Source organism: Pseudomonas brassicacearum (assembly GCF_918698105.1).
GTDB lineage: Bacteria > Pseudomonadota > Gammaproteobacteria > Pseudomonadales > Pseudomonadaceae > Aquipseudomonas > Aquipseudomonas brassicacearum_F.
On record NZ_CAKKMI010000010.1, the window covers coordinates 1 to 21,114 of the forward strand.

General features: G+C 61.2%; 22 protein-coding genes. 10 read left to right on the top strand and 12 right to left on the bottom strand.

Annotated elements, in window-relative coordinates; genetic code table 11:
* Positions 1–98: 98 nt before the first annotated feature.
* Both LQ215_RS06135 and LQ215_RS06140 read right to left on the bottom strand, forming a co-directional pair.
* Entirely contained in the window at positions 99–581 is a 483-nt protein-coding gene (locus tag LQ215_RS06135) for a glutathione peroxidase (RefSeq protein WP_230147982.1), read from the bottom strand.
* A gap of 121 nt (positions 582–702) precedes the next feature.
* A complete protein-coding gene (locus LQ215_RS06140; RefSeq protein WP_003205467.1) occupies positions 703–1,188 on the bottom strand; it encodes an FKBP-type peptidyl-prolyl cis-trans isomerase in 486 nt (161 codons plus the stop codon).
* Between LQ215_RS06140 and LQ215_RS06145 the strand changes: the two genes are divergently transcribed.
* The 3 genes from LQ215_RS06145 to LQ215_RS06155 are packed head-to-tail and all read left to right on the top strand — an operon-like array spanning position 1,157 to position 4,564.
* A complete protein-coding gene (locus LQ215_RS06145) occupies positions 1,157–1,495 on the top strand; it encodes a DUF3565 domain-containing protein (RefSeq protein ID WP_230147984.1) in 339 nt (112 codons plus the stop codon). The two genes, LQ215_RS06140 and LQ215_RS06145, sit on opposite strands and share 32 nt — an antisense overlap.
* A gap of 60 nt (positions 1,496–1,555) precedes the next feature.
* Positions 1,556–3,655, top strand: a complete 2,100-nt coding sequence (pta, locus tag LQ215_RS06150; RefSeq protein WP_210642873.1) for a phosphate acetyltransferase — start codon at positions 1,556–1,558, stop codon at positions 3,653–3,655.
* Positions 3,656–4,564 (top strand): acyltransferase, encoded by a 909-nt coding sequence (locus LQ215_RS06155; RefSeq protein ID WP_230147986.1) that lies wholly within the window; start codon positions 3,656–3,658, stop codon positions 4,562–4,564.
* Positions 4,565–4,722: 158 nt separating this feature from the next.
* Here LQ215_RS06155 and cysN read toward each other — a convergent pair whose 3' ends face one another.
* From cysN to LQ215_RS06170, 3 genes are all read right to left on the bottom strand, one after another.
* Positions 4,723–6,621, bottom strand: a complete 1,899-nt coding sequence (gene cysN, locus LQ215_RS06160) for a sulfate adenylyltransferase subunit CysN (RefSeq protein ID WP_230147988.1) — start codon at positions 6,619–6,621, stop codon at positions 4,723–4,725.
* A 9-nt stretch (positions 6,622–6,630) separates the two neighbouring features.
* Positions 6,631–7,548 (bottom strand): sulfate adenylyltransferase subunit CysD, encoded by a 918-nt coding sequence (gene cysD, locus LQ215_RS06165; protein WP_230147990.1) that lies wholly within the window; start codon positions 7,546–7,548, stop codon positions 6,631–6,633.
* A gap of 270 nt (positions 7,549–7,818) precedes the next feature.
* Positions 7,819–8,577: a Nif3-like dinuclear metal center hexameric protein gene (locus tag LQ215_RS06170; protein ID WP_230147993.1), complete on the bottom strand. Its 759-nt coding sequence runs from the start codon at positions 8,575–8,577 to the stop codon at positions 7,819–7,821.
* A gap of 104 nt (positions 8,578–8,681) precedes the next feature.
* On the opposite strand from LQ215_RS06170, the gene algW reads away from it, so the two are divergent.
* From algW to LQ215_RS06185, 3 genes are all read left to right on the top strand, one after another.
* Positions 8,682–9,842, top strand: a complete 1,161-nt coding sequence (gene algW, locus LQ215_RS06175) for a Do family serine endopeptidase AlgW (RefSeq protein WP_072344423.1) — start codon at positions 8,682–8,684, stop codon at positions 9,840–9,842.
* A gap of 272 nt (positions 9,843–10,114) precedes the next feature.
* A complete protein-coding gene (locus tag LQ215_RS06180; protein ID WP_230147995.1) occupies positions 10,115–12,220 on the top strand; it encodes a TonB-dependent siderophore receptor in 2,106 nt (701 codons plus the stop codon).
* A 13-nt stretch (positions 12,221–12,233) separates the two neighbouring features.
* Positions 12,234–12,953: a DUF4198 domain-containing protein gene (locus LQ215_RS06185; RefSeq protein ID WP_230147997.1), complete on the top strand. Its 720-nt coding sequence runs from the start codon at positions 12,234–12,236 to the stop codon at positions 12,951–12,953.
* A 212-nt stretch (positions 12,954–13,165) separates the two neighbouring features.
* Here the strand turns inward: LQ215_RS06185 and LQ215_RS06190 are convergent, their stop codons facing one another.
* The 3 genes from LQ215_RS06190 to LQ215_RS06200 are packed head-to-tail and all read right to left on the bottom strand — an operon-like array spanning position 13,166 to position 14,286.
* The gene (locus LQ215_RS06190) at positions 13,166–13,789 is read right to left on the bottom strand and encodes an SOS response-associated peptidase (RefSeq protein WP_230147999.1); all 624 of its coding nucleotides are present in this window, start codon (positions 13,787–13,789) and stop codon (positions 13,166–13,168) included.
* A gap of 39 nt (positions 13,790–13,828) precedes the next feature.
* A complete protein-coding gene (locus LQ215_RS06195; RefSeq protein ID WP_072344436.1) occupies positions 13,829–14,089 on the bottom strand; it encodes a putative signal transducing protein in 261 nt (86 codons plus the stop codon).
* A 14-nt stretch (positions 14,090–14,103) separates the two neighbouring features.
* The gene (locus tag LQ215_RS06200) at positions 14,104–14,286 is read right to left on the bottom strand and encodes a CPXCG motif-containing cysteine-rich protein (protein WP_230148006.1); all 183 of its coding nucleotides are present in this window, start codon (positions 14,284–14,286) and stop codon (positions 14,104–14,106) included.
* A 139-nt stretch (positions 14,287–14,425) separates the two neighbouring features.
* Here LQ215_RS06200 and LQ215_RS06205 point away from each other — a divergent pair, with 139 nt between their 5' ends.
* On the top strand, positions 14,426–15,592 hold the full coding sequence (locus LQ215_RS06205) for a 1-acyl-sn-glycerol-3-phosphate acyltransferase (protein WP_230148008.1): 1,167 nt from the start codon (positions 14,426–14,428) through the stop codon (positions 15,590–15,592).
* A 185-nt stretch (positions 15,593–15,777) separates the two neighbouring features.
* Here LQ215_RS06205 and LQ215_RS06210 read toward each other — a convergent pair whose 3' ends face one another.
* Positions 15,778–16,059, bottom strand: a complete 282-nt coding sequence (locus LQ215_RS06210; protein ID WP_072344446.1) for a hypothetical protein — start codon at positions 16,057–16,059, stop codon at positions 15,778–15,780.
* 230 nt (positions 16,060–16,289) lie between these two features.
* Here LQ215_RS06210 and LQ215_RS06215 point away from each other — a divergent pair, with 230 nt between their 5' ends.
* Positions 16,290–16,496, top strand: a complete 207-nt coding sequence (locus tag LQ215_RS06215; protein WP_003185312.1) for a hypothetical protein — start codon at positions 16,290–16,292, stop codon at positions 16,494–16,496.
* 128 nt (positions 16,497–16,624) lie between these two features.
* On the opposite strand, the gene LQ215_RS06220 is transcribed toward LQ215_RS06215, so the two are convergent.
* On the bottom strand, positions 16,625–17,209 hold the full coding sequence (locus tag LQ215_RS06220) for a YajG family lipoprotein (RefSeq protein WP_003205489.1): 585 nt from the start codon (positions 17,207–17,209) through the stop codon (positions 16,625–16,627).
* Positions 17,210–17,414: 205 nt separating this feature from the next.
* On the opposite strand from LQ215_RS06220, the gene LQ215_RS06225 reads away from it, so the two are divergent.
* Together LQ215_RS06225 and mqo are read left to right on the top strand one after the other, a co-directional pair.
* Complete coding sequence (locus LQ215_RS06225) at positions 17,415–17,648, top strand: hypothetical protein (RefSeq protein ID WP_014340171.1); 234 nt, start codon at positions 17,415–17,417, stop codon at positions 17,646–17,648.
* A gap of 738 nt (positions 17,649–18,386) precedes the next feature.
* Positions 18,387–19,895: a malate dehydrogenase (quinone) gene (gene mqo / locus LQ215_RS06230; RefSeq protein WP_230148010.1), complete on the top strand. Its 1,509-nt coding sequence runs from the start codon at positions 18,387–18,389 to the stop codon at positions 19,893–19,895.
* A 116-nt stretch (positions 19,896–20,011) separates the two neighbouring features.
* On the opposite strand, the gene LQ215_RS06235 is transcribed toward mqo, so the two are convergent.
* On the bottom strand, positions 20,012–20,299 hold the full coding sequence (locus tag LQ215_RS06235) for a PA4642 family protein (RefSeq protein ID WP_230148012.1): 288 nt from the start codon (positions 20,297–20,299) through the stop codon (positions 20,012–20,014).
* A 61-nt stretch (positions 20,300–20,360) separates the two neighbouring features.
* The gene (locus tag LQ215_RS06240) at positions 20,361–20,846 is read right to left on the bottom strand and encodes a hypothetical protein (RefSeq protein WP_230148014.1); all 486 of its coding nucleotides are present in this window, start codon (positions 20,844–20,846) and stop codon (positions 20,361–20,363) included.
* Positions 20,847–21,114 lie beyond the last annotated feature (268 nt).

Consider the following 21,114-nt stretch of genomic DNA (forward strand, 5'->3'; position numbering starts at 1 on the left):
GCGTAGCGGCCCTGGCTTTTTGCGGTCGCTACGCAACCGAGCGGGAGCAAGCTCCCTCGCCACAAGAGATCATCATTATGGCTGCGACTTCTTGGGGATCAAGCCAGCGCTTTTTCGATCGCCTGGATCACGGCAGGTTCATCCGGCGCCGTACGCGGCGAGAAACGCGCCAGCACCCGACCGTCCTTGCCGAGCAGGAATTTTTCGAAGTTCCAGGTAATGTCCCCGGGGAACTCGGCGCCCTCGCCCGCCAGCAGGCGGTACAACTGGTGCCGATCAGGGCCGTTCACGTCCAGCTTGCTGGACAGCGGGAACGTCACGCCGTAGTTGAGGCTGCAAAAGTCCTGAATTTCCTGCTCGCTCCCCGGCTCCTGCCCGGCGAACTGATTGCAGGGCAGGCCCAGTACGCTGAAGCCCCTGGCCTTGTATTGCTGATAGAGATTTTCCAGCGCCGCGTACTGCGGCGTCAGGCCACATTTGGAGGCGACGTTGACCACCAGCACGACTTGACCCTTGAACGGCGCCAGAGGAAGCTCCTGACCATCCAGGGCTTTGAGTTTAAGGTCGTGGAAAGCACTCATGACGAACTCCAGGTTTGCAGATCTTTTCGAAACAGCCATGGGTGATGCTAACAGCAACCGACTAAAAAGGCGCCGTATGGCGCCTTTCCAGTTCACTGGTCATTTGAGCGTAGCGCACAAATCAGTGGTGATGGCCGCCTTCGCCATGGACGTGACCATGGGCGATTTCTTCCTGGCTGGCGTCACGGATGTCGACGATCTTGACCTTGAAGTTCAAGCGCTGGCCGGCCAACGGGTGGTTGCCGTCAACGGTGACGTCGTCGCCTTCCAGATCGCGGATGGTGACGATCTGCATCTGGCCATCGGGTGCCGAGGCGTGGAACTGCATGCCCACTTCCAGCTCGTCGACGCCTTCGAACATGCTGCGGCTGAGGGTGCTGACCAGTTCGGCGGAGTACTCGCCATAGGCGTCTTCCGGCTCGACGGTAACGTTCAGGTCGTCACCGACCGTTTTGCCTTCCAGGGCTTTTTCCAAGCCCTGGATGATGTTGCCTGCGCCATGCAGGTAGACCAGCGGAGCGCCGCCGGCAGAGCTGTCGATGACCTCACCAGCGTCGTTGGTCAGGGTATAGTCGATGGAGACAGCCTTATTGGCGGCGATCAGCATGGGGCGAGACCTTTTGCATAAGAATGAAGAACGGACAAGTCTAAACAAGGATTTGCCCGAAAGCGAACGGAACCCGGACAAACGGACCTGCTCGAACAGACCGACGGTCATCGGTTTCCATCAGGACGAGGACGGGCACTGGGTGGCCGAGCTGTCCTGTGGCCATACCCAGCATCTGCGTCACCAGCCACCGTGGCAGTCCCGGGCCTGGGTGCTGGACCCGGCGCAACGTATTGAAAAAATAGGCCAGCCCTTTGCTTGCGGCTGGTGCGCGCAGGGCCCGGTTAGCGATAACCTTGGCAACTGAATTGTGGGTAGATGATCAGTCATAGGTCACGCCATTGCCATGCTCCTTTAGAGAATCCGCATGCAAACTTTTTTTATCGCGCCCACCGATTTTGGTGTGGGCCTGACCTCCATCAGCCTCGGGCTGGTGCGTACCCTTGAGCGGGCCGGACTGAAAGTCGGCTTTTTCAAACCCATTGCCCAACCTCACCCCGGCGACACCGGGCCGGAACGCTCCACCGAGCTGGTGGCCCGCACCCACGGCCTCAAGCCGCCGCAGCCCCTGGGCCTGGCGCACGTCGAGCGCATGCTCGGCGACGGCCAGCTCGATGAGCTGCTGGAAGAAATCATTACCCTTTATCAGCAGGCGGCCATCGGCAAGGACGTGCTGGTCGTCGAAGGCATGGTCCCGACCCGCAACGCCAGCTACGCCGCCCGGGTCAACCTGCATTTGGCCAAGAGCCTGGACGCCGAGGTCATCCTGGTGTCGGCACCGGAAAACGAAGTGCTGACCGAACTGTCCGGCCGGGTAGAGTTGCAGGCGCAGTTGTTTGGCGGGCCGAAGGACCCGAAAGTCCTCGGGGTGATCCTGAACAAGGTGCGCACCGACGAAAGCATGGAGGCGTTTTCCGCACGCCTCAAGGAACACTCGCCCTTGCTGCGCAGCGGCGATTTCCGCCTGCTCGGCTGCATCCCGTTTCGCCCCGAGCTCAATGCCCCGCGCACCCGCGACGTGGCCGACCTGATGGGCGCGCAGGTGCTCAATGCCGGCGACTACGAAACCCGGCGCATGAGCAACATCATCATTTGCGCCCGCACCATGCGCAACACCGTGGAACTGCTCAAGCCCGGCGTACTGGTGGTCACCCCCGGCGATCGCGACGACATCATCCTGGCCGTGAGCCTGGCCGCGATCAACGGCGTGCCGCTGGCCGGCCTGCTGCTGACCAGCGACACCCTGCCCGACCCGCGCATCATGGACTTGTGTCGCGGCGCCTTGCAGGCGGGGCTACCGGTGCTGTCGGTGAGCACCGGCTCCTATGACACCGCCAACCTGCTCAACAGCCTGAACAAGGAAATCCCCATCGATGACCGCGAACGTGCGGAGATCATCACCGATTTTGTCGCCAGCCACCTGGACGCCAAGTGGCTGCACCAGCGCTGCGGCACGCCACGGGAAATGCGCCTGTCGCCAGCGGTGTTCCGCTATCAGTTGATCCAGCGCGCCCAGGCCGCCAACAAACGCATCGTCCTGCCCGAGGGCAGCGAACCGTTGACCGTCCAGGCCGCCGCCATTTGCCAGGCCCGGGGCATTGCCCGCTGCGTGTTGCTGGCAAAACCGGCCGACGTCGAAGCGGTGGCTCGCGCCCAAGGCATCGAACTGCCGCCGGGGCTGGAGATTCTCGACCCGGATTCGATTCGCGAGCGTTACGTCGAACCCATGGTGAGGTTGCGCAAGAGCAAAAGCCTGAACGCGCCGATGGCCGAGCAGCAACTGGAAGACACCGTGGTCATCGGCACCATGATGCTGGCCCTGGATGAAGTGGACGGGCTGGTATCCGGCGTCATCCACTCCACCGCCAACACCATCCGTCCGGCCCTGCAACTGATCAAGACCGCGCCAGGATGCTCGCTGGTGTCCTCGGTGTTTTTCATGCTGTTTCCCGAAGAAGTGCTGGTCTACGGCGACTGCGTGATGAACCCGCACCCCAGCGCTGCGGAGCTGGCGGAAATCGCCCTGCAAAGTGCCGACTCGGCCGCCGCGTTCGGCATCACGCCACGGGTGGCGATGCTCAGCTACTCCAGCGGCGAATCGGCCAGTGGCGAAGAAGTGGAAAAAGTTCGCGAAGCCACCCTGCTGGCCCACGAAGCCCAGCACGGCTTGTTGATCGATGGTCCGTTGCAATACGACGCCGCCGCCAACGAAACCGTGGCACGGCAATTGGCGCCCAACAGCCAGGTGGCCGGCCGGGCGACGGTCTTTATCTTCCCGGACCTCAACACTGGCAACACCACCCACAAAGCCGTGCAGCGCAGCGCCGATTGCGTCAGCCTCGGGCCGATGCTGCAAGGCTTGCGCAAACCGGTGAACGACTTGCCGCGCGGCGCCCAGGTCGACGACATCGTGTACACCATCGCCCTGACCGCGATCCAAGCCGCCAACCGACCTTTGGACATTTAAATGCTGGATTTCCTGCCCGCTCCACTGCGGGGCGTGATTGCCTCGCTGCTGTTGGCGCTGAACACCATCGCCTGCTGCACGCCGCTGTTCATCGTGGCGATTTTCAAATTGCTGCTGCCCTTCCCCGTCGCCCAGCGCTTCACCGATTGGTTGATGAGCCACATCCACGAGGCCTGGATCAGCAACAACAAAGCCTGGATGACCCTGCTGCGGCGTACCCGTTGGCACCTCAGCGGCCTGGAGGGCCTGGACTACCAGCATTCGTACCTGATCACCAGCAACCACCAGAGCTGGGTCGACATCATGGTGTTGCAGTACGTGCTGAACCGGCGCATCCGGCCGTTGAAGTTTTTCCTCAAGCAGGAGCTGATCTGGGTGCCGGTGATCGGCCTGGCCTGGTGGGCGCTGGGGTTCCCGTTCATGAAGCGTTACTCCAAGGCTTACCTGGAAAAACATCCGGAAAAGAAAGGCAAGGACCTGGAAACCACCCGCAAGACCTGCGCGAAGTTTCGCAACAACCCCGTGGGCATTTTCAATTTCGTCGAAGGCACGCGCTTCACCGACGGCAAGCATGCCCAGCAGCAGTCACCGTTTCGCTACCTGCTCAAGCCCAAGGCCGGCGGCATCGCGTTTGTGCTGGATGCCATGGGTGAGCAACTGGAGTCGATCATCAACGTGACCATTCATTACCCGGGCGGGCGTCCGGGCTATTCGGATTTGCTCTGCGGCAACGTTGGGGAGGTGGTGGTGCATTTCCAGGAACTGAAGATCCCGCCGCAGTTCATTGGCAAGAACTACGACCAGGACGGCGTGTATCGCCTGGAGTTCCAGGGCTGGATCAACCAGTTGTGGCAGGACAAGGACGCGTTGCTTGAGCAGATGCATCGGGAGTATCCCTGCAAGTCTTGAGGCGCCTGTACTGGCCTCATCGCGAGCAAGCTCGCTCCCACATTTGCTCCACCGCTGACCATTGTGGGAGCGAGCTTGCTCGCGATAGCGTCCTTCCAGACAACAAAAAGCCCGCAGATGATCACTCATCTGCGGGCTTTTAGTTACAGCGACTTGCCTTAGATCGCCCCACGCTGGCGCAGCAGATCCAGCACCTGCTTGACGCTCTCTTCCAGTGTCAGCGACTGGGTATCGATCACCAGGTCGGCATCCAGCGGCACGTCATACGGGAAGGATTCGCCCGGGATGTTGTCGCCAGCGGCGGCATACAGCCCTTGCGGATCACGCTGGGCACACACCGTTGGCGAGGCCTGGACGTAGACCGTCAGCAGACGCTCCTTGCCGATCAGCGCCTTGGCCTGTTCGCGGCCTTCGGCATCGGGGGCGACAAACGCGGCGAGGGTCAGCAGGCCGGCTTCGTTGAACTGACGGGCGACATGAGCCGCACGGCGCCAGTTCTCGGTACGCCCGGAGCGATCCTGCGGCAAGCCCTTGTTCAGGTCATGACGCAGGTTCTGGCCATCGAGGACAAAGACCGCACGGCCCGAGTCGAACAACTTGCGCTCGACCGCATAGGCCAGCGTGCTTTTGCCAGCGCCCGACAGGCCACTGAACAGGACCGTGGCCGGCTGCTGGCCGAAGCGCTGGGCGCGTTCTTCCACCGACACATGGGCCAATTTGCCGTGGTGCGTGCTGCTGCCGTGAGCCGGCGGCTGGGCGACGATCATGCCGGCACCGACCGTGCCGTTGGTCAGGCGATCGATGACGATGAACGCGCCTGTGGTGCGGTTGCTCTCGTAACCGTCCAGGGCGATCGGCGCATCCAGGGCGATCTTCACCTTGCCGATTTCGTTGAGCTGCAACGCGCTGGCCGGACCTTCTTCAAGGGTGTTCACATCCACCTTGTTGACGATGCTGGCAATCGAGCCCGGCACGTAGCTGGTCGCACGCTTGATGTCGTATTTCTTGCCCGGCAGCATCGGCTCTTCGGCCATCCACACCAGCATCGCTTCGAAGCTGTCGGTGACCGGCGGTACGTTGTCGGCATGCACCAGCAGGTCGCCACGGGAGATGTCGATCTCGTCTTCCATGGTCAGCGTTACCGCCTGGCCAGGACCTGCCTGTTCCAGCTCGCCTTCGAAGGTGACGATGGATTTCACGCGGCTGCTCTTGCCCGACGGCAGCACCACCACTTCGTCGCCCTTGTGCACGATGCCGCTGGCGAGGGTGCCGGCGAAGCCGCGGAAGTTCAGGTTCGGACGGTTGACGTACTGCACCGGGAAACGCAGGTCGGTGAAGTTACGGTCGCCCGCCACTTCCACGGTTTCGAGGATTTCCATCAGCGACTGGCCGGTATACCACGGCGAGCGCTCGGACTTGTTCACCACGTTGTCGCCCTTGAGGGCGGACATCGGCACGAAGTGCATGGTGGTCGGCTTCATTTTCAAGCCTTCGGCGAACTTCAGGTAGTCGGCCTTGATCGACTCGAACACGCCTTGGTCGAAGTCCTTGAGGTCCATCTTGTTGATGGCCACGACGATGTGCTTGATGCCCAGCAACGAGGCGATAAAGCTGTGGCGACGGGTCTGGGTCTGCACGCCGTAGCGGGCGTCCACCAGGATGATCGCCAGGTCACAGGTGGAAGCACCAGTGGCCATGTTGCGGGTGTACTGCTCATGGCCAGGCGTGTCGGCGATGATGAATTTGCGCTTGGCGGTGGAGAAATAGCGGTAGGCGACATCGATGGTGATGCCTTGCTCGCGCTCGGCCTGCAGGCCGTCGACCAGCAACGCCAGGTCGATATCGTCACCGGTGGTGCCGACTTTCTTCGAGTCGCGGGTGATGGCTTCCAGGTGATCTTCGTAGATCATCTTGGAGTCGTGCAGCAGGCGCCCGATCAGGGTGCTCTTGCCGTCGTCGACGTTACCGCAGGTCAGGAAACGCAGCAGCTCTTTGCGCTCGTGCTGGCCCAGGTAGGCGAGGATGTCCTCGCTGATCAAATCAGATTGATGCGACATGACAGCCCCTTAGAAATAACCTTGACGTTTTTTATCTTCCATCGAGCCTGCGCCATCGTGGTCAATGACCCGGCCCTGGCGCTCGGAAGTTCGCGTCAGGAGCATTTCCTGAATGATGTCCGTCAGGCTTTCGGCCTCGGACTCCACCGCGCCCGTCAACGGGTAGCAGCCAAGGGTACGGAAACGCACTTTCTTCTTGACGATACGGGCTTTGTGTTCGTCGGACAGGTGCTCGAGGATGCGCTCGTCGTCGATCATGATCAGCGTGCCGTTCTTCTCGATCACTTCACGCTCGGCGGCAAAGTACAGCGGCACGATCGGGATGCCTTCGAGGTAGATGTACTGCCAGATGTCCAGCTCGGTCCAGTTCGACAGCGGGAATACCCGGATCGACTCGCCTTTGTTGACCTTGCCGTTGTAGACGTTCCACAACTCCGGACGCTGGTTCTTCGGGTCCCAGCGGTGCTTGCTGTCGCGGAACGAGTACACGCGCTCCTTGGCGCGGGATTTCTCTTCATCGCGACGGGCACCGCCGAACGCGGCGTCGAAACCATATTTGTCCAGGGCCTGCTTGAGGCCTTCGGTCTTCATGATGTCGGTGTGCTTGGCACTGCCGTGGGTGAACGGGTTGATGCCCTGCGCCACGCCGTCCGGGTTCACGTGGGTGATCAAGTCCAGGCCCAGTTCCTCGACCATGCGGTCGCGGAACTTGTACATTTCCTGGAATTTCCAGCGGGTGTCGACGTGCATCACCGGAAACGGCAGCTTGCCGGGGAAGAACGCCTTGCGTGCCAGGTGCAGCATCACGGCGGAGTCTTTACCGATGGAGTACAGCATCACCGGGTTATCGAACTCGGCGGCCACCTCGCGGATGATGTGGATGCTTTCCGCCTCCAGCTGTTTCAGATGCGTCAGTTTGTCGACCATGGCTACTCACGAAAACTTTCTTATGAACGGCCAGCGGGCCGTGTTCGAGCGGGGAATCCTAGCACAGCGACCTCTTCTAATCAGGGCGCCAACTAGATCGAAACAGCATATGGATATGCCCAGTGGTTCGGGCCCCGCACAGGCTTTTCTGTGGGAGCGAGCTTGCTCGCGATGACGGTGTGCCAGCCACATTAATGTCGACTGATCCGCCGCTATCGCGAGCAAGCTCGCTCCCACAGGGGATACAGCTCCCCACAGGGATATAAACAGTCAGATGGGATTCGGGCAATCGATGAAGATGTGCTCCAGGGCAAAGCGTCGCGCCAGATAGTCACCCAATGCCTGGACACCGTAGCGCTCGGTCGCATGGTGCCCGGCGGCGATGAAGCTGATGCCATTTTCCCGCGCGCTGTGGAAGGTCTGCTCCGACGCCTCGCCGCTGAGGTACAGGTCGACGCCAGCCAGCACCGCCTGATCGATATAGCCCTGGCCGCCACCGGTGCACCAGCCGACCCGGCGGATCATCTGCTCGCCTTCGATCAACAACGGCTCACGCCCCATGACTTCCTGGACCTTGCGCGCGAAATCCCGGGCCGTCATCGGTTCGGACAGGGAGCCGACCAGGCCGACGATCTTGGGGTTGTCCGGGTCCAGCGGTCCCTCGACGGTGATGTCCAACTGGCGGGCCAATTGCACGTTGTTGCCCACCTCCGGGTGCAAGTCCAACGGCAAGTGGTAGGCCAGCAGGCTGATGTCATGCTTGAGCAACGTCTTGAGGCGACGCTGTTTCATGCCGGTGACACAAGGGTTTTCGCCCTTCCAGAAATAACCGTGGTGCACCAGCACCAGGTCGGCCTCGGCCTCGACGGCGGCATCGAGCAAGGCCTGGCTGGCGGTGACGCCGCTGACGATGCGCATCACCTGGGGCGCGCCTTCGACCTGCAGGCCATTGGGGCAGTAATCGGCAATCCGGTTGCTGCTCAGGTAACGGTCCGCTTCTTCAACCAGGGTGTTCAGGGCTACGGCCATGAAAAGACTCCTAAATATCCCGTTCAGAGGCGCGCGCGGCCTCGTATAATGCGCGACATTATGGGCGGTCTCATACCGCCTGCAACCTTTGTAGGACGTGCTTAATGCTCAAGGCGCTGCGTTTTTCCGGCTGGCCGCTGTTGGCCGGCGTGCTTGTCGCTCTACTGATTATCCAGCGCTACCCGGAATGGGTTGGCTTGCCGAGCCTCGACGTCAACTTGCAGCAGGCGCCGCAAACCAAGGCGGTGCAACAGGGGCCGGTGTCCTATGCCGACGCCGTGACCACCGCCGCGCCGGCCGTGGTGAACCTGTACACCACCAAGGTCATCAACAAACCCAGCCATCCGTTGTTCGAAGACCCGCAATTCCGGCGCTTCTTCGGCGACAACTCGCCCAAGCAGAAGCGCATGGAGTCGAGCCTGGGGTCGGGCGTGATCATGAGCCCGGAAGGTTATATTTTGACCAACAACCACGTCACCAGTGGTGCCGACCAGATCGTGGTGGCCCTCAAGGACGGCCGCGAAACCCTCGCCCGGGTGATCGGCAGCGACCCGGAAACCGACCTCGCGGTACTGAAAATTGACCTCAAGAACCTCCCGGCCATCACCATCGGCCGCTCCGACAGCATCCGCATCGGCGACGTGGCCCTGGCCATCGGCAACCCGTTTGGCGTCGGCCAGACCGTGACCATGGGCATCATCAGCGCCACCGGGCGCAATCAGTTGGGCCTGAACAACTATGAGGATTTCATCCAGACCGACGCCGCGATCAACCCCGGCAACTCCGGTGGCGCACTGGTGGATGCCAACGGCAACCTGACCGGGATCAACACGGCGATCTTCTCCAAGTCTGGCGGCAGCCAGGGCATCGGTTTCGCCATTCCGGTGAAGCTGGCGATGGAGGTGATGAAGTCGATCATCGAACACGGCCAGGTGATTCGCGGCTGGCTGGGCATTGAAGTCCAGCCGCTGACCCAGGAACTGGCGGAGTCCTTCGGTTTGTCCGGGCGGCCCGGCATCGTGGTGGCGGGGATTTTCCGCGACGGCCCGGCGCAGAAGGCCGGCCTGCAACTGGGCGATGTGATCCTGAGCATCGATGGCGAACCGGCCGGCGATGGCCGCCGCTCGATGAACCAGGTGGCGCGGATCAAGCCCACCGACAAGGTGACGATCCAGGTCATGCGCAACGGCAAGGAGCTCAAGCTCACCGCTGAAATCGGCCTGCGCCCACCGCCGGCGCCGGTGGTGCTCAAGGAAGAGCAGTAAGCCGCGTCATAACGGCTGCAGAGGGTTCGCTCCCGGCGAGCCCTGTAGGAGCTGCCGTAGGCTGCGATCTTTTGATCTTGATCTTTCGCTTGGGACTTAAGTGTCTGGGGGAAAGATCGCAGCCTCGTTGCACTCGACAGCTCCTACACAGCTCCGGCAGGAGTATGCTTTTCTCAGCAAAAGAACCACGCTCGATTGGTGAATCAGGAATAGCATAAATTCTCATTAGTAGTGTTATATTGTTTCAATACTAAAAATTGGAACAACATAACATGTCATCCCTGAAACGGATTTCCGTTGCCAGTCTCGCCCTGGGCTTGCTCGCCGATCCTGCCTACGCCGAAGAAATCCAGCCCCTGGAACTGGACGCCATCACCGTGACGTCCGACTACGAATCCCCCACCGGGCCCGTCACGGGCTATCGCGCCACCCGCACTGCCAGTGCCACCAAAACCGACACGGCCCTGCGCGACATCCCGCAATCGATCAGCGTGATTCCCGCCAGCGTGCTCAAGGACCTGGGCAGCACCAACGTCGAACGAGCATTGGAATACGCCGGCGGTGTATCGAAGCAGAACAACTTCGGCGGCCTGACGCTCTATGAGTACAGCGTGCGCGGCTTCACCACATCGGAATTCTACAAGGACGGCTTCAGCGCCAACCGCGGTTATCCAAGCACGCCGGACGCGGCGAACATCGAACGCATCGAAGTGCTCAAGGGCCCGGCCGCCAGCCTGTATGGTCGGGGCGATCCCGGCGGTACGGTGAACATTGTCACCAAGAAACCCCAGCCAGAAGCCTTCACCACCTTGCAAACCAGCGCCGGCAGCTGGGATCGCTACCGCACCGCGCTGGACGTCAACACGCCACTGGACACCGAAGGCAACCTGTTGTCGCGGGTCAACCTGGCGGTCGAGGACAACCACAGCTTTCGCGATCACGTCGACAGCCAGCGCGTCTTCGTCGCGCCTTCCATCAGTTGGCAATTGAACCCCGACACCCGATTGCTGGTGGAAAGCGAAATCGTGCGCCACAGCTCGACGTTCGACCGTGGCATCGTCGCCCCGAACAACCGCTGGAGTGGCGTTTCCCGCTCGACCTTTTTGGGCGAGCCCAACGATGGCGATATCGACAATCACAACAACATGCTCCAGGCCGCCCTCGAACATCAGCTCAACGACACCTGGCAATTGCGCCTGGCCAGCCATTACAAGCAGGGTGAACTCTGGGGCTTTGCCTCCGAAGCGCGCCCGCTGAACGCCGATGGCCACACGGTGAACCGCCGCTATCGCGAGCGCGACAACAATTGGCACGACAGCATCACTCAACTGGAATTGCGCGGCCTGTTCGACCTCGGCCCGTGGCAGCACGAACTGCTGATCGGCAGCGAATACGAGGACTACCGCAAGAACGAGCGCGTGACCACCATCAACGGTGGCACTTATCCCATCGACATCTATCGACTGGTCTACGGCCAGCCGAAACCTGATGGCAAACGTACCGGCACCGATTTTTTCGAGCGTGTACAAAGCCGCGCACTGAACCTTCAGGACCAGATCGTCTTCACCGACAAGCTGCGGGGCATGCTCGGCGTGCGTTATGAGCATTTCGAGCAAAGCATTGACGACCACAACACCAACGTCACCAGCCACCAACGTCACGACGCGTTCACGCAACGGGCCGGCCTGTTGTATCAGTTGACGCCCGAGGTCGGCCTGTTCGCCAACGCCTCCACCTCGTTCAAACCCAATAACGGCCTGGATGCCAACAGCAAAACCTTCGATCCCGAGGAGGGGATCGGCTATGAGGTGGGGATCAAGAGCGAGTTGTTCGACGACCGCCTGAGCACCACCCTGGCGGCGTTCCATATAGAAAAGGAAAACGTCCTGGCTCAGACCGCGGGGACTGATTTCTACAGTGCCATGGGCAAGGCCCGCAGCCAGGGCATCGACCTGCAAGTCACCGGGCAGTTAACCGACGCTGTGCGGGTGATTGGCGCCTTCGCCTACATCGACGCCGAAGTGACCCAGGGTGACGAGCAAATCCCCACGGGCAGCCGGATCCTTGGTGTCGCCAAACGCAGCGGCAGCCTGTTGGGCGTCTACGAATTCCAGGACGGACACCTGCGCGGTTCGGATGTCGGCGCGGCGTTCACTTATGTCGGCGATCGCTCGGGCGAGGCTGGCAAGGACTTCGAACTGCCGGCCTATCACACCGTTGACCTGCTGGCCCATTACAAGGCCAGCGATGACGTCACCGTGGGGCTGAACCTGAACAACGTCTTCGATGAAAAGTACTACGAGCGCGCCTACAGCAACTACTGGGTCACCCCCGGCGAGCCGCGCAATTTCACTGTCAGCCTCACCCTTGATCTGTAAAAGGAAACTCAGCATGAAACACCCTAAGACCTTCGCCCTGCTCGGCCTGCTCTTGGCTACACAGGCCTCGGCCCACGGCCTATGGACCGAACAACGTCGCGGCAACATCGAAGTGATCTACGGCCACGGCGCCGAAGACAATGCCTTCAAGGCGCAGAAAATCAGCGGCGCCTGGGCCTATGACCTGGGCGGCAAGATGATTCCCGTCACCGTAGAGCGCCTGCCGGACCACGCCCGCCTGCAACCGCTCAAGCCGCCGGCCGTGCTGGCCGTGGCGCTGGACAACGGCATGTGGTCCCAGACGGCGGACAAGAAGTGGATCAACGAAGGCCGCAGCAAAGTGCCGGGGGCGATCGAATCGACCCAGACGTTCAAATACAGCCTGGCGATCTATGAGCCGGGAGCGAAACTGCCGTCGCTTGCACCGATCAAGTTCGTGATCGTGCCGGAGGTCGACCCGCTGACCGTAGGGCCGGGCCAGTCACTGCCGGTACGGGTGCTGCTGGACGGCAAACCGGCGGCCGGTGTGAAACTGGTCGGTGACTACCGCAGCGCGCCGAACACCGTATCGACTGAAACCGACGCGCAAGGCCGGGCCAAGGTACTGGTGCGCAACGAAGGCTTGAATGTGATCGCGGCGCAGAAGGAAATTGCACTCAAGGACAACCAGGACGTGGCCACCCGTGGCGTGTTCACTTCGTTGACCTTCCTCGGCGAGCCGCATCACGAGTAACCCCCCAAACCTATTGTGGGAGCGGGCTTGCTCGCGATGACGGCAGATCAGCCAGCATCGAGGTTGACTGACATGACGCCATCGCGAGCAAGCTCGCTCCCACAGGGGATAGGCGGTGAACACATTTTTTGTGAACACCCGCAGCCTATTGTGGGAGCGAGCCTGCTCCGGGCGGCGATCCGACGATGAGGCTGGTACAAGCGCCGCAAAACTCAAGCCGGAGTCAAGCACTCCGGCCCATTGAGTTTCGGATCATTGACCATGTTGGCCAGCACTCGCTCGCGCAGTGACGCCGGCTCGCTTGCCAGCAGTCCTTGCAAGGCATGCAGCGGGGTCTCGGGGTCGAGCCACAGGCGCTGGCCGTCTTCGTCCAGGATCAACGGCCGGCGCTGACCCGCCGCCGGTTGGGTGATGACCGCCGTGCTCAGCCACACCTGTTCCTGCACCGGATACGCTTCCCAGATCGCGGCGAAAAACAGCGACGAACCCTCCCCCGGCGTCAACCAGTACGGACGCTTGCGCGTACCGCCGCGCCACTCATAGAAACCATTGGCCGGCAGCAGGCAGCGGCGCAGGCGCAAGGCCTCGCGGAACATCGGCTGCTCGGCCACGGTTTCGGCCCGGGCATGGGCCGGGGTGCGGGACAGGTCGGTCAACCACGGCGGCGTCAGGCCCCAGCGCGCCCGGGCCAGTTCGCGCTGGCCCTCGGCGCCGGCCCGCAGGATCAGCACCGAATCGTTGGGCGAAATATTCCATTGGGCCTTCTGGTCGGCGGGAAAACCAGGCAGGGCCGCGAAAGCGGGGTTCCAGCGAAACAGGGCATAACGTCCACACATGGGGCAACACGACTCTTGATCAAACGAACGACCGCCAGCCTAACAGACCAGCGTCCCGGGGTAGCTGTCCGGTTCATCGCCGGGCAACGGCAGCGCGGCATTGTACGCGGCGATCAATTCCCGGGCGTATTGCGCCTGGTCGTCCTCCACCGCCAGCCCCAGCAGGCCTTGCATGGGCAACTCCCCCGCACCGCCCAGCAGATCGCGGCCCACCAGATGCGCCGTGATGCCTTCGCTGGCAAGCATGCCTTGCAACAACTCGCCTTCCATCAGGTTTTCCAGCTCGTAGATTCGCCGCATCGGTGCTGCCCCCGTCAGTCGTTTTCGCTGAAGACCTCGAGATGCCATTCCTCATCATGGACCTGCAGCACAAAGGTGACTGGCCGGCAACAGACCTGACAATCCTCGATGTAGGTCTGATCGCCGCCGGACAAGTCCAAGGATGTCTCAACATCCTCCCCACAATAGGGACATTCATAATGAGCGCTTTCCAGCATCGCGGTCTCCCAGGTGACTTGTGCGTATAATCGCCGGTCTATTTGCAGGGCTATTTTTGTCTGGCTTATCTTCCAGACCGTGCCCTGTCGTTTTTTCGTTCGAACCTTTACTTACCCTAGCCGTTTCCAACAAGAGAGCATGATGGGCGAATTCGATGCCATCCGACCTTACGACGACAGCGAAGTCCCAGCGGTGCTGGCACGACTGCTCGGCGACAAGGCGTTTCTAGATATCCTCACCCACTTCCGCTTCCCACGCCTGGCCGGCGCCTTCGGCTGGATGCTCAAACCCCTTATAGCGCAAAGATTGCGCCGTGAGTTCGCCGGTGTGACGTCGGTCGCCACGTTGCAGGACAAAGTGGAGTTCTATGTCGACCACACCATCGAGCGCGCCACCGATGGCGTGACCTACACCGGGGTGGAGCAATTCAAATCCGGCAGTGCGTACCTGTTCATCGCCAACCACCGCGATATCGTGATGGACCCGGCCTTCGTCAACTACGCCGTGTACCACGCCGGCCTGCCGACCCCGCGCATCGCCATTGGCGACAACCTGCTGCAAAAGCCCTTTGTCAGCGACCTGATGCGCCTGAACAAGAGCTTCATCGTGCACCGCTCCATCACCGGGCGGCGGGAAAAAATGGCGGCGTACCAGTTGTTGTCGGCTTACATCAACCATTCGATCCGCAACGACTGCGCCTCGATCTGGATCGCCCAGGCCGAAGGACGGGCCAAGGACGGTGACGACCGCACCGAATCGGCGATTCTCAAGATGTTCCACATGAGCCGCAAGGACGAGCCATTCGGCGAGGTGATCCAGTCACTGAACCTCACCCCGGTGTCGATCAGCTACGAATACGACCCGTGCGACCAGGCCAAGGCCCGCGAGCTGTACATCCGCGCCACCACCGGCACCTACACCAAGGCCCCGGGCGAGGACGACGTGAGCATCGCCAAGGGCATCACCGGCTACAAGGGCCGGGTTCACGTGAACTTCGCCGCGCCCATCACCGAGCTGTTCGAGGACACCAAGCAATTGGCCCAAGAGATGGACCGGCAGATTCTCGGCGGCTACCGCCTGTTCCCGGTGCACTACCTGGCTTATGCCCAATGGGCCGACGCCGACCCGCAGTTGCAGGTGCCTAAGGCGGCCGAGGTGTTTGGTGCCGAAGAGCTGGCCAAGGCCGAGCAGGAATGGCAGCGCAGGCTGGACGCTTGCCCACAGGAACACCGGCCGTTCCTGGTGCTGCAATATGCGACGCCGGTGCGTAATCAGTATCGGGTCAAGGCGGGGTTGGCGCTTTAAGCGACAGCTCTGAGGTACGAGCTCCCTGTGGCAAGGGAGCTTGCTGTGGCGAGGGGATTTATCCCCGCTGGGCTGCGTAGCAGCCCCGAGATCTCGGGCTAGCCCAAGGGCTTGCGAGTGCTACGCACTCGAGCGGGGATAAATCCCCTCGCCACAAAGAAGTACACTCGACACAGATTGCTTCATCAGAACTGCGTACTGATCCACGACACCAGCAACGCCAGCGCCAGGCAACCAAAGCCAAACCGGTAGAAAAACCGGTTCATCCGCTGCGTGGCCAGGTCCAGCAGCGCTTCAAATCGTTCGTTGCCATCGCGATTGCGCGCTTCAAGGCAGGCCCGCGCCCGTTGTTCACGGCGGCGCGTGGCATGCAGCACCCAGCCGCCCGGGCAGGCAAACAGCAACGCGAGCAGGTTGATCAGTTTGGCGGGGTGGGCGGCGAACAACGAAAGCAGATGCAGCGACATCACGAACCTCAAGCAAAAAACGGACAGGACACGCCCGTGGCCTACGAACAGGGCGCGGATTCTACCGAAAGCCTGAGGCCCTGCGCCGCTTTTTCCGACCAGTAACGATCCCGCCGCAACGTTGGGTTCTTCTGTGGCGAGGGAACAAGCCCAGGGTTAATTTCACCCGTCACGGTTTCGTCATCTGATTAGGCCACTCTGTCGCCCTTCAAACCTGCACGGAACCCGTCATGCTGCACGCCGAAAACCAGGACCGCCTCTATCTCATCAGCCCAAGCGACGAACAACAGAACCTCGTCGACAGCCTGTCCTTCAACGTGCAGGACCGACATTGGCTGGTGTATTGCGCCCTCGGCGGCCATCAACATGCCGACTTGCCGGAGACAGACCTGCTGACCGGGATCAGTGTGCTGGAGTTCTATTCCCAGGCAGCCTGAGAATCTCGCCCATAAACAACTGTGGGAGCGAGCTTGCTCGCGATGGCGGTGGATCAGCCCACATCAAAGTGGCTGACATTCCGCTATCGCGAGCAAGCTCGCTCCCACAGGGGTATGAGGCTTATTAATTACTCAGCCAACACCTGCCCAATGGTCGGGTCCTTGAACAGCCGGGTCAGGGCATCGCTCAAGACATCGCTGACCAGCTTGGTGTTGGTGTCCTGGTTAGGCGCCATGCCGAAGCGCTGGTCCAGGGACGCACCGTAACGGCCGCTGTAGCGACGATTGGCATTCTGCACGTCGGAGCGGAAGGTCGCGCCGATGGTCGCTTCGGTCACGTACATGCCTTCCTTGGGCGACTGGTACTTGAGCTCGGCCAGGGTCACGGTCAGCTGCGGTGCGTTCAAGGCATTGGCGGTCGGGGTGAAGCCCAGCAACCGCACGGCGGCTTCAGCCTGGGCCTGCAACTTGGGCAGGATCTGCGCGCCCTGCACCGTGATCACACTCGTTTCCGGATACAGCCCGCCACGGGTACCGAGCGTCGGCGACGGACGACCGTCCACCACCCGCACCACCACCGGCTGGCCACGACCCACGGGCGCCAGCTGGGCATTGAGCTTGGGCTCCGGGTTAAGTTGTTGCGGGCTGTGGGCGCAGCCGACGAGGGTCAGACTGGTCACAGCGATCAAACCGAACAACAGGCGTTGCAACATGCTCTTCTCTCCAGAATCGGGCACAAACAGGCCAGCAGTATAGCGGTGCGCCATCGCGGTGAACTAGCGCCTTACGATGAATACTGAAATGTCTGACATGGGCCACGATTGCCGGTTCCTGTCACCCCATTGTCACGGTCCTTACACCGGCATGTCATGGCCCGCTGTCAGGCTTACCCCAAGCTCCCTGACCCGGTATCCGATCATGCGCTTCCTTATTTCCCTGTTTACCCCGCGTCCTCATCACCGCAGCTTCGCCCTGCTCGATCGCAATGGCCGTTGCCAGGCGTTCAAGCAGTGCAGCCTGCAACCCATGGGCGAAGGCTGGGTGGAAATCGACGAGATCCGTCTCAACTGGTTGCACCAACCGTTGCCCGCCAGCGCCCGCGTACAACCGCTTCGTGCTCGCGCACGCAACCGACAGCTGTTGACCATCTGACCGGACGGCTAATAAAAGTCATTAAACACGACCATTTCCCTGCGTTTCTTCGATACAATCTCCCCCCGATTATAAGGACGTCTCCTGATCGGGCCTCGCAACACCGCTGATACGCAGGTATCGGCACCCCGCAACGCCCACAGAGAGCCGCCCACACAGATCGAGTGAAGCTGGCGCGCTTGCTGTTCCTCCAGGCAAATCACCACTTTTCGCGAATCTGCAGAGCTGTCATTACGCTCGGTCACTGAGCTGTCTGCCCGTTTTGCCTGTCATGTACTCCATGGGGGCAACCAAACCGGGCGCAGTGCCAGGCTGGGACAGCCCTTTTTTGAGGTTCACGTCTTCAAAAGAGCGTGAAAAAACGGGTTTTCACAACTTCACGAGAGTGTGGCGAGCAAATGAATAGTTTTGCGTCTGAACAAGCACCATTAGCGTCTGAAACAGCCCAACGACACAGGACCGGATATCGCTCAAGAACCGGCGCCTGAAGCCTGTCCGCTACGGATTTGCTTGCACGAACGGATGTCTCGGCCATAAGTCGAATTGCCTGCCCGGCGCTTAAATGAGTTCATGTGACTCTTGAGGCCAGGCTGCATGCATCCGCAGTAGGTGCGAAAAATTGCGAAGATTCGGACATGGCGATCCTGGCCATGGATAACTGGGGCGCAACTGACCTGCCCCGCCACTCCTGGCCGCTATGCCGACAATTTGGTGCTGCAGATTTTGGAGACGCGTTAAATGGCGCATAACGAAGCAGTCGATGTAGTTCTGGTAGGGGCCGGCATCATGAGTGCCACCCTGGCCGTGCTGCTCAAGGAGCTCGACCCCGCGATCTCGCTGGAAGTCGTCGAGCTGATGGACTCCGGTGCCGCGGAGAGTTCCAACCCGTGGAACAACGCCGGTACCGGCCACGCCGGGCTGTGTGAGCTCAACTACACGCCCCAGGCAGCCGACGGCAATGTCGACATCAAGAAAGCCGTGCACATCAACACCCAGTTCGAGGTGTCGAAGCAGTTCTGGACGTACCTGACCAAAAAAGGCACGTTCGGCTCCTCCAAGTCCTTCATCGCCCCGGTGCCACACCTGAGCTTCGTGCAAGGCGAGAAAGGCGTGTCGTTCCTGAAGAAGCGCTTCGAGCTGATGCGCCAGCATCACGCCTTCGCCGACATGGAATACACCGAGGACAAAGGCCAGATGGCCGAGTGGATGCCGCTGATGATGCCTGGCCGGCCAGCCGATGAGGTCATCGCCGCCACCCGCGTCATGAACGGTACCGACGTCAACTTCGGCGCCCTGACCAACCAGTTGCTCAAGCACCTGACCAGCGCCCCGGACACCCAGGTCAAATACTGCAAGCGCGTCACCGGCCTCAAGCGCAACGGCAGCGGCTGGACCGTGAGCATCAAGGACGTCAATTCCGGCAGCAGCCGCGATGTCGACGCCAAGTTCGTGTTCCTCGGTGCCGGCGGTGCGGCGTTGCCGCTGCTGCAAGCCTCGGGCATCGAGGAAAGCAAGGGCTTCGGCGGCTTCCCGGTCAGTGGCCAGTGGCTGCGTTGCGACAACCCGGAAGTGGTCAAGCACCACCAGGCCAAGGTCTACAGCCAGGCCGCCGTGGGCTCGCCGCCGATGTCGGTGCCGCACCTGGACACCCGTGTAGTCGATGGCAAGAAATCCCTGCTGTTCGGACCATACGCCGGTTTCACCACCAAGTTCCTCAAGCACGGCTCGATCATGGACCTGCCGCTGTCGGTACGTGCCGGCAACATCGGCCCGATGCTGGCCGTGGCCCGGGACAACATGGACCTGACCAAGTACCTGATCAGCGAAGTGATGCAGTCCATGGAACAGCGCCTGGAGTCGCTGCGTCGCTTCTACCCCGAGGCGAAAGCCGAGGACTGGCGCCTGGAAGTGGCCGGCCAGCGGGTGCAGATCATCAAGAAAGACCCGAAGAAAGGTGGCGTCCTGCAGTTCGGTACCGAACTGGTGGCAGCCAAGGACGGCAGCCTCGCCGCCCTGCTCGGCGCATCGCCGGGTGCTTCGGTGACCGTGTCGATCATGCTGGAACTGATCGAGCGCTGCTTCCCGGACAAAGCCAAGGGCGAGTGGGCTGCCAAGCTCGCCGAGATCTTCCCGGCCCGGGAAAAAGTGCTGGAAACCGACGCGGCGCTGTATCGCAAGATCAATGCGCAGAACAACATCGCGTTGGAGCTGGTTGAAGAAAGCAGCGAGACCCAAAGCTACGCTTGATTTGATCGCATGAAAAAACGCCCCGTTCTCCATGAGAGCGGGGCGTTTTTTATGGGTGACGTTTTCGTGGCGAGGGAGCTTGCTCCCGCTGGCCTGCGAAGCAGGCCCAGGATCAATCAGCCACGCGCCTTCTCGATCAAATCGATGTAATCCTCGGCATTACGCTGGTCGCGAATCAGCGCGATGAAATCGTTGCCGTGCTCATCCTTGCCATTGAAGTCATGACCGGCCTCGACGAAAAACGTCAGGAAACGCTCGAAATCGTCGACCCGCAGGCCACGGTAGGCCTTGATCAGTTTGTGCAGCGACGGCGACGTGGCATCGACCGGTTCGAAATTGAGGAACAGCTTGATCTGTTCATCGCCAATCTCGTCGCCAATCACTTGTTTCTTGTCTTTACGCATTGCCGGCTCCAGCTCGCACAGTTCACGGGGCGGGCAGTTTACCCCCGGCAAGGCCCGGGGCTCAACGCGGGCGTTCGGCACCGGTGTGCAGGTCGGCCCAGATATGGCCGTTGGCGTACGTGAGAAACTGCACATAGACCGTGTTGTTGCGCAGCAGATCGATGACCACCCGGTACTGGGCCTGTGGATAAGACAGCGTCAGGGTCTTGCTCGCCTCATCGAAAACCGGTTTCTTCAGGCTTTTGCTTTCGCCGTCGAAGTTGAGGATCACCTGGCTGAGGGTCGCGCCCTTGTTCATCGGCTTGCCCTTGAGGCGGACCAGCAGCGGCGAAGTGACCGGGATCGGTTGCTGATTGGACTGACGCTGGTTGCCCAGCACCACCGAATACTCGGTCACTTGCAACAACTGCTGTTGTTCAGGCTGCTCCTGGCGCACCACCAGGTCATCAGGCGGCAGGAACTGGCTGTGCATCGGCGCAGCCACGGCCGCCAAGGGCAGGCTGGAGATCAACAGCAAAGTGGCGCAGCGGCGGATCGATACACGCATGACATGCTCCGGGGTCTTGGCCAGGCACTCTAGCATGAGCCTGAGCGGTAAAAATAACGACCCAGGTCAATACTTGCACACGGCAAGCACGGCATACTCAAAGAGCCATCAGCCCTCGCATCACATGATGTCCTTGTGGCGAGGGGATTTATCCCCGTTGGGCTGCGGAGCGGCCCCCACCGAGTATCCGGTTCAGGACTGCTTCGCAGCCCAGCGGGGATAAATCCCCTCGCCACCGCTTGGGTGTATGCCGGGAATTCGGCATTTT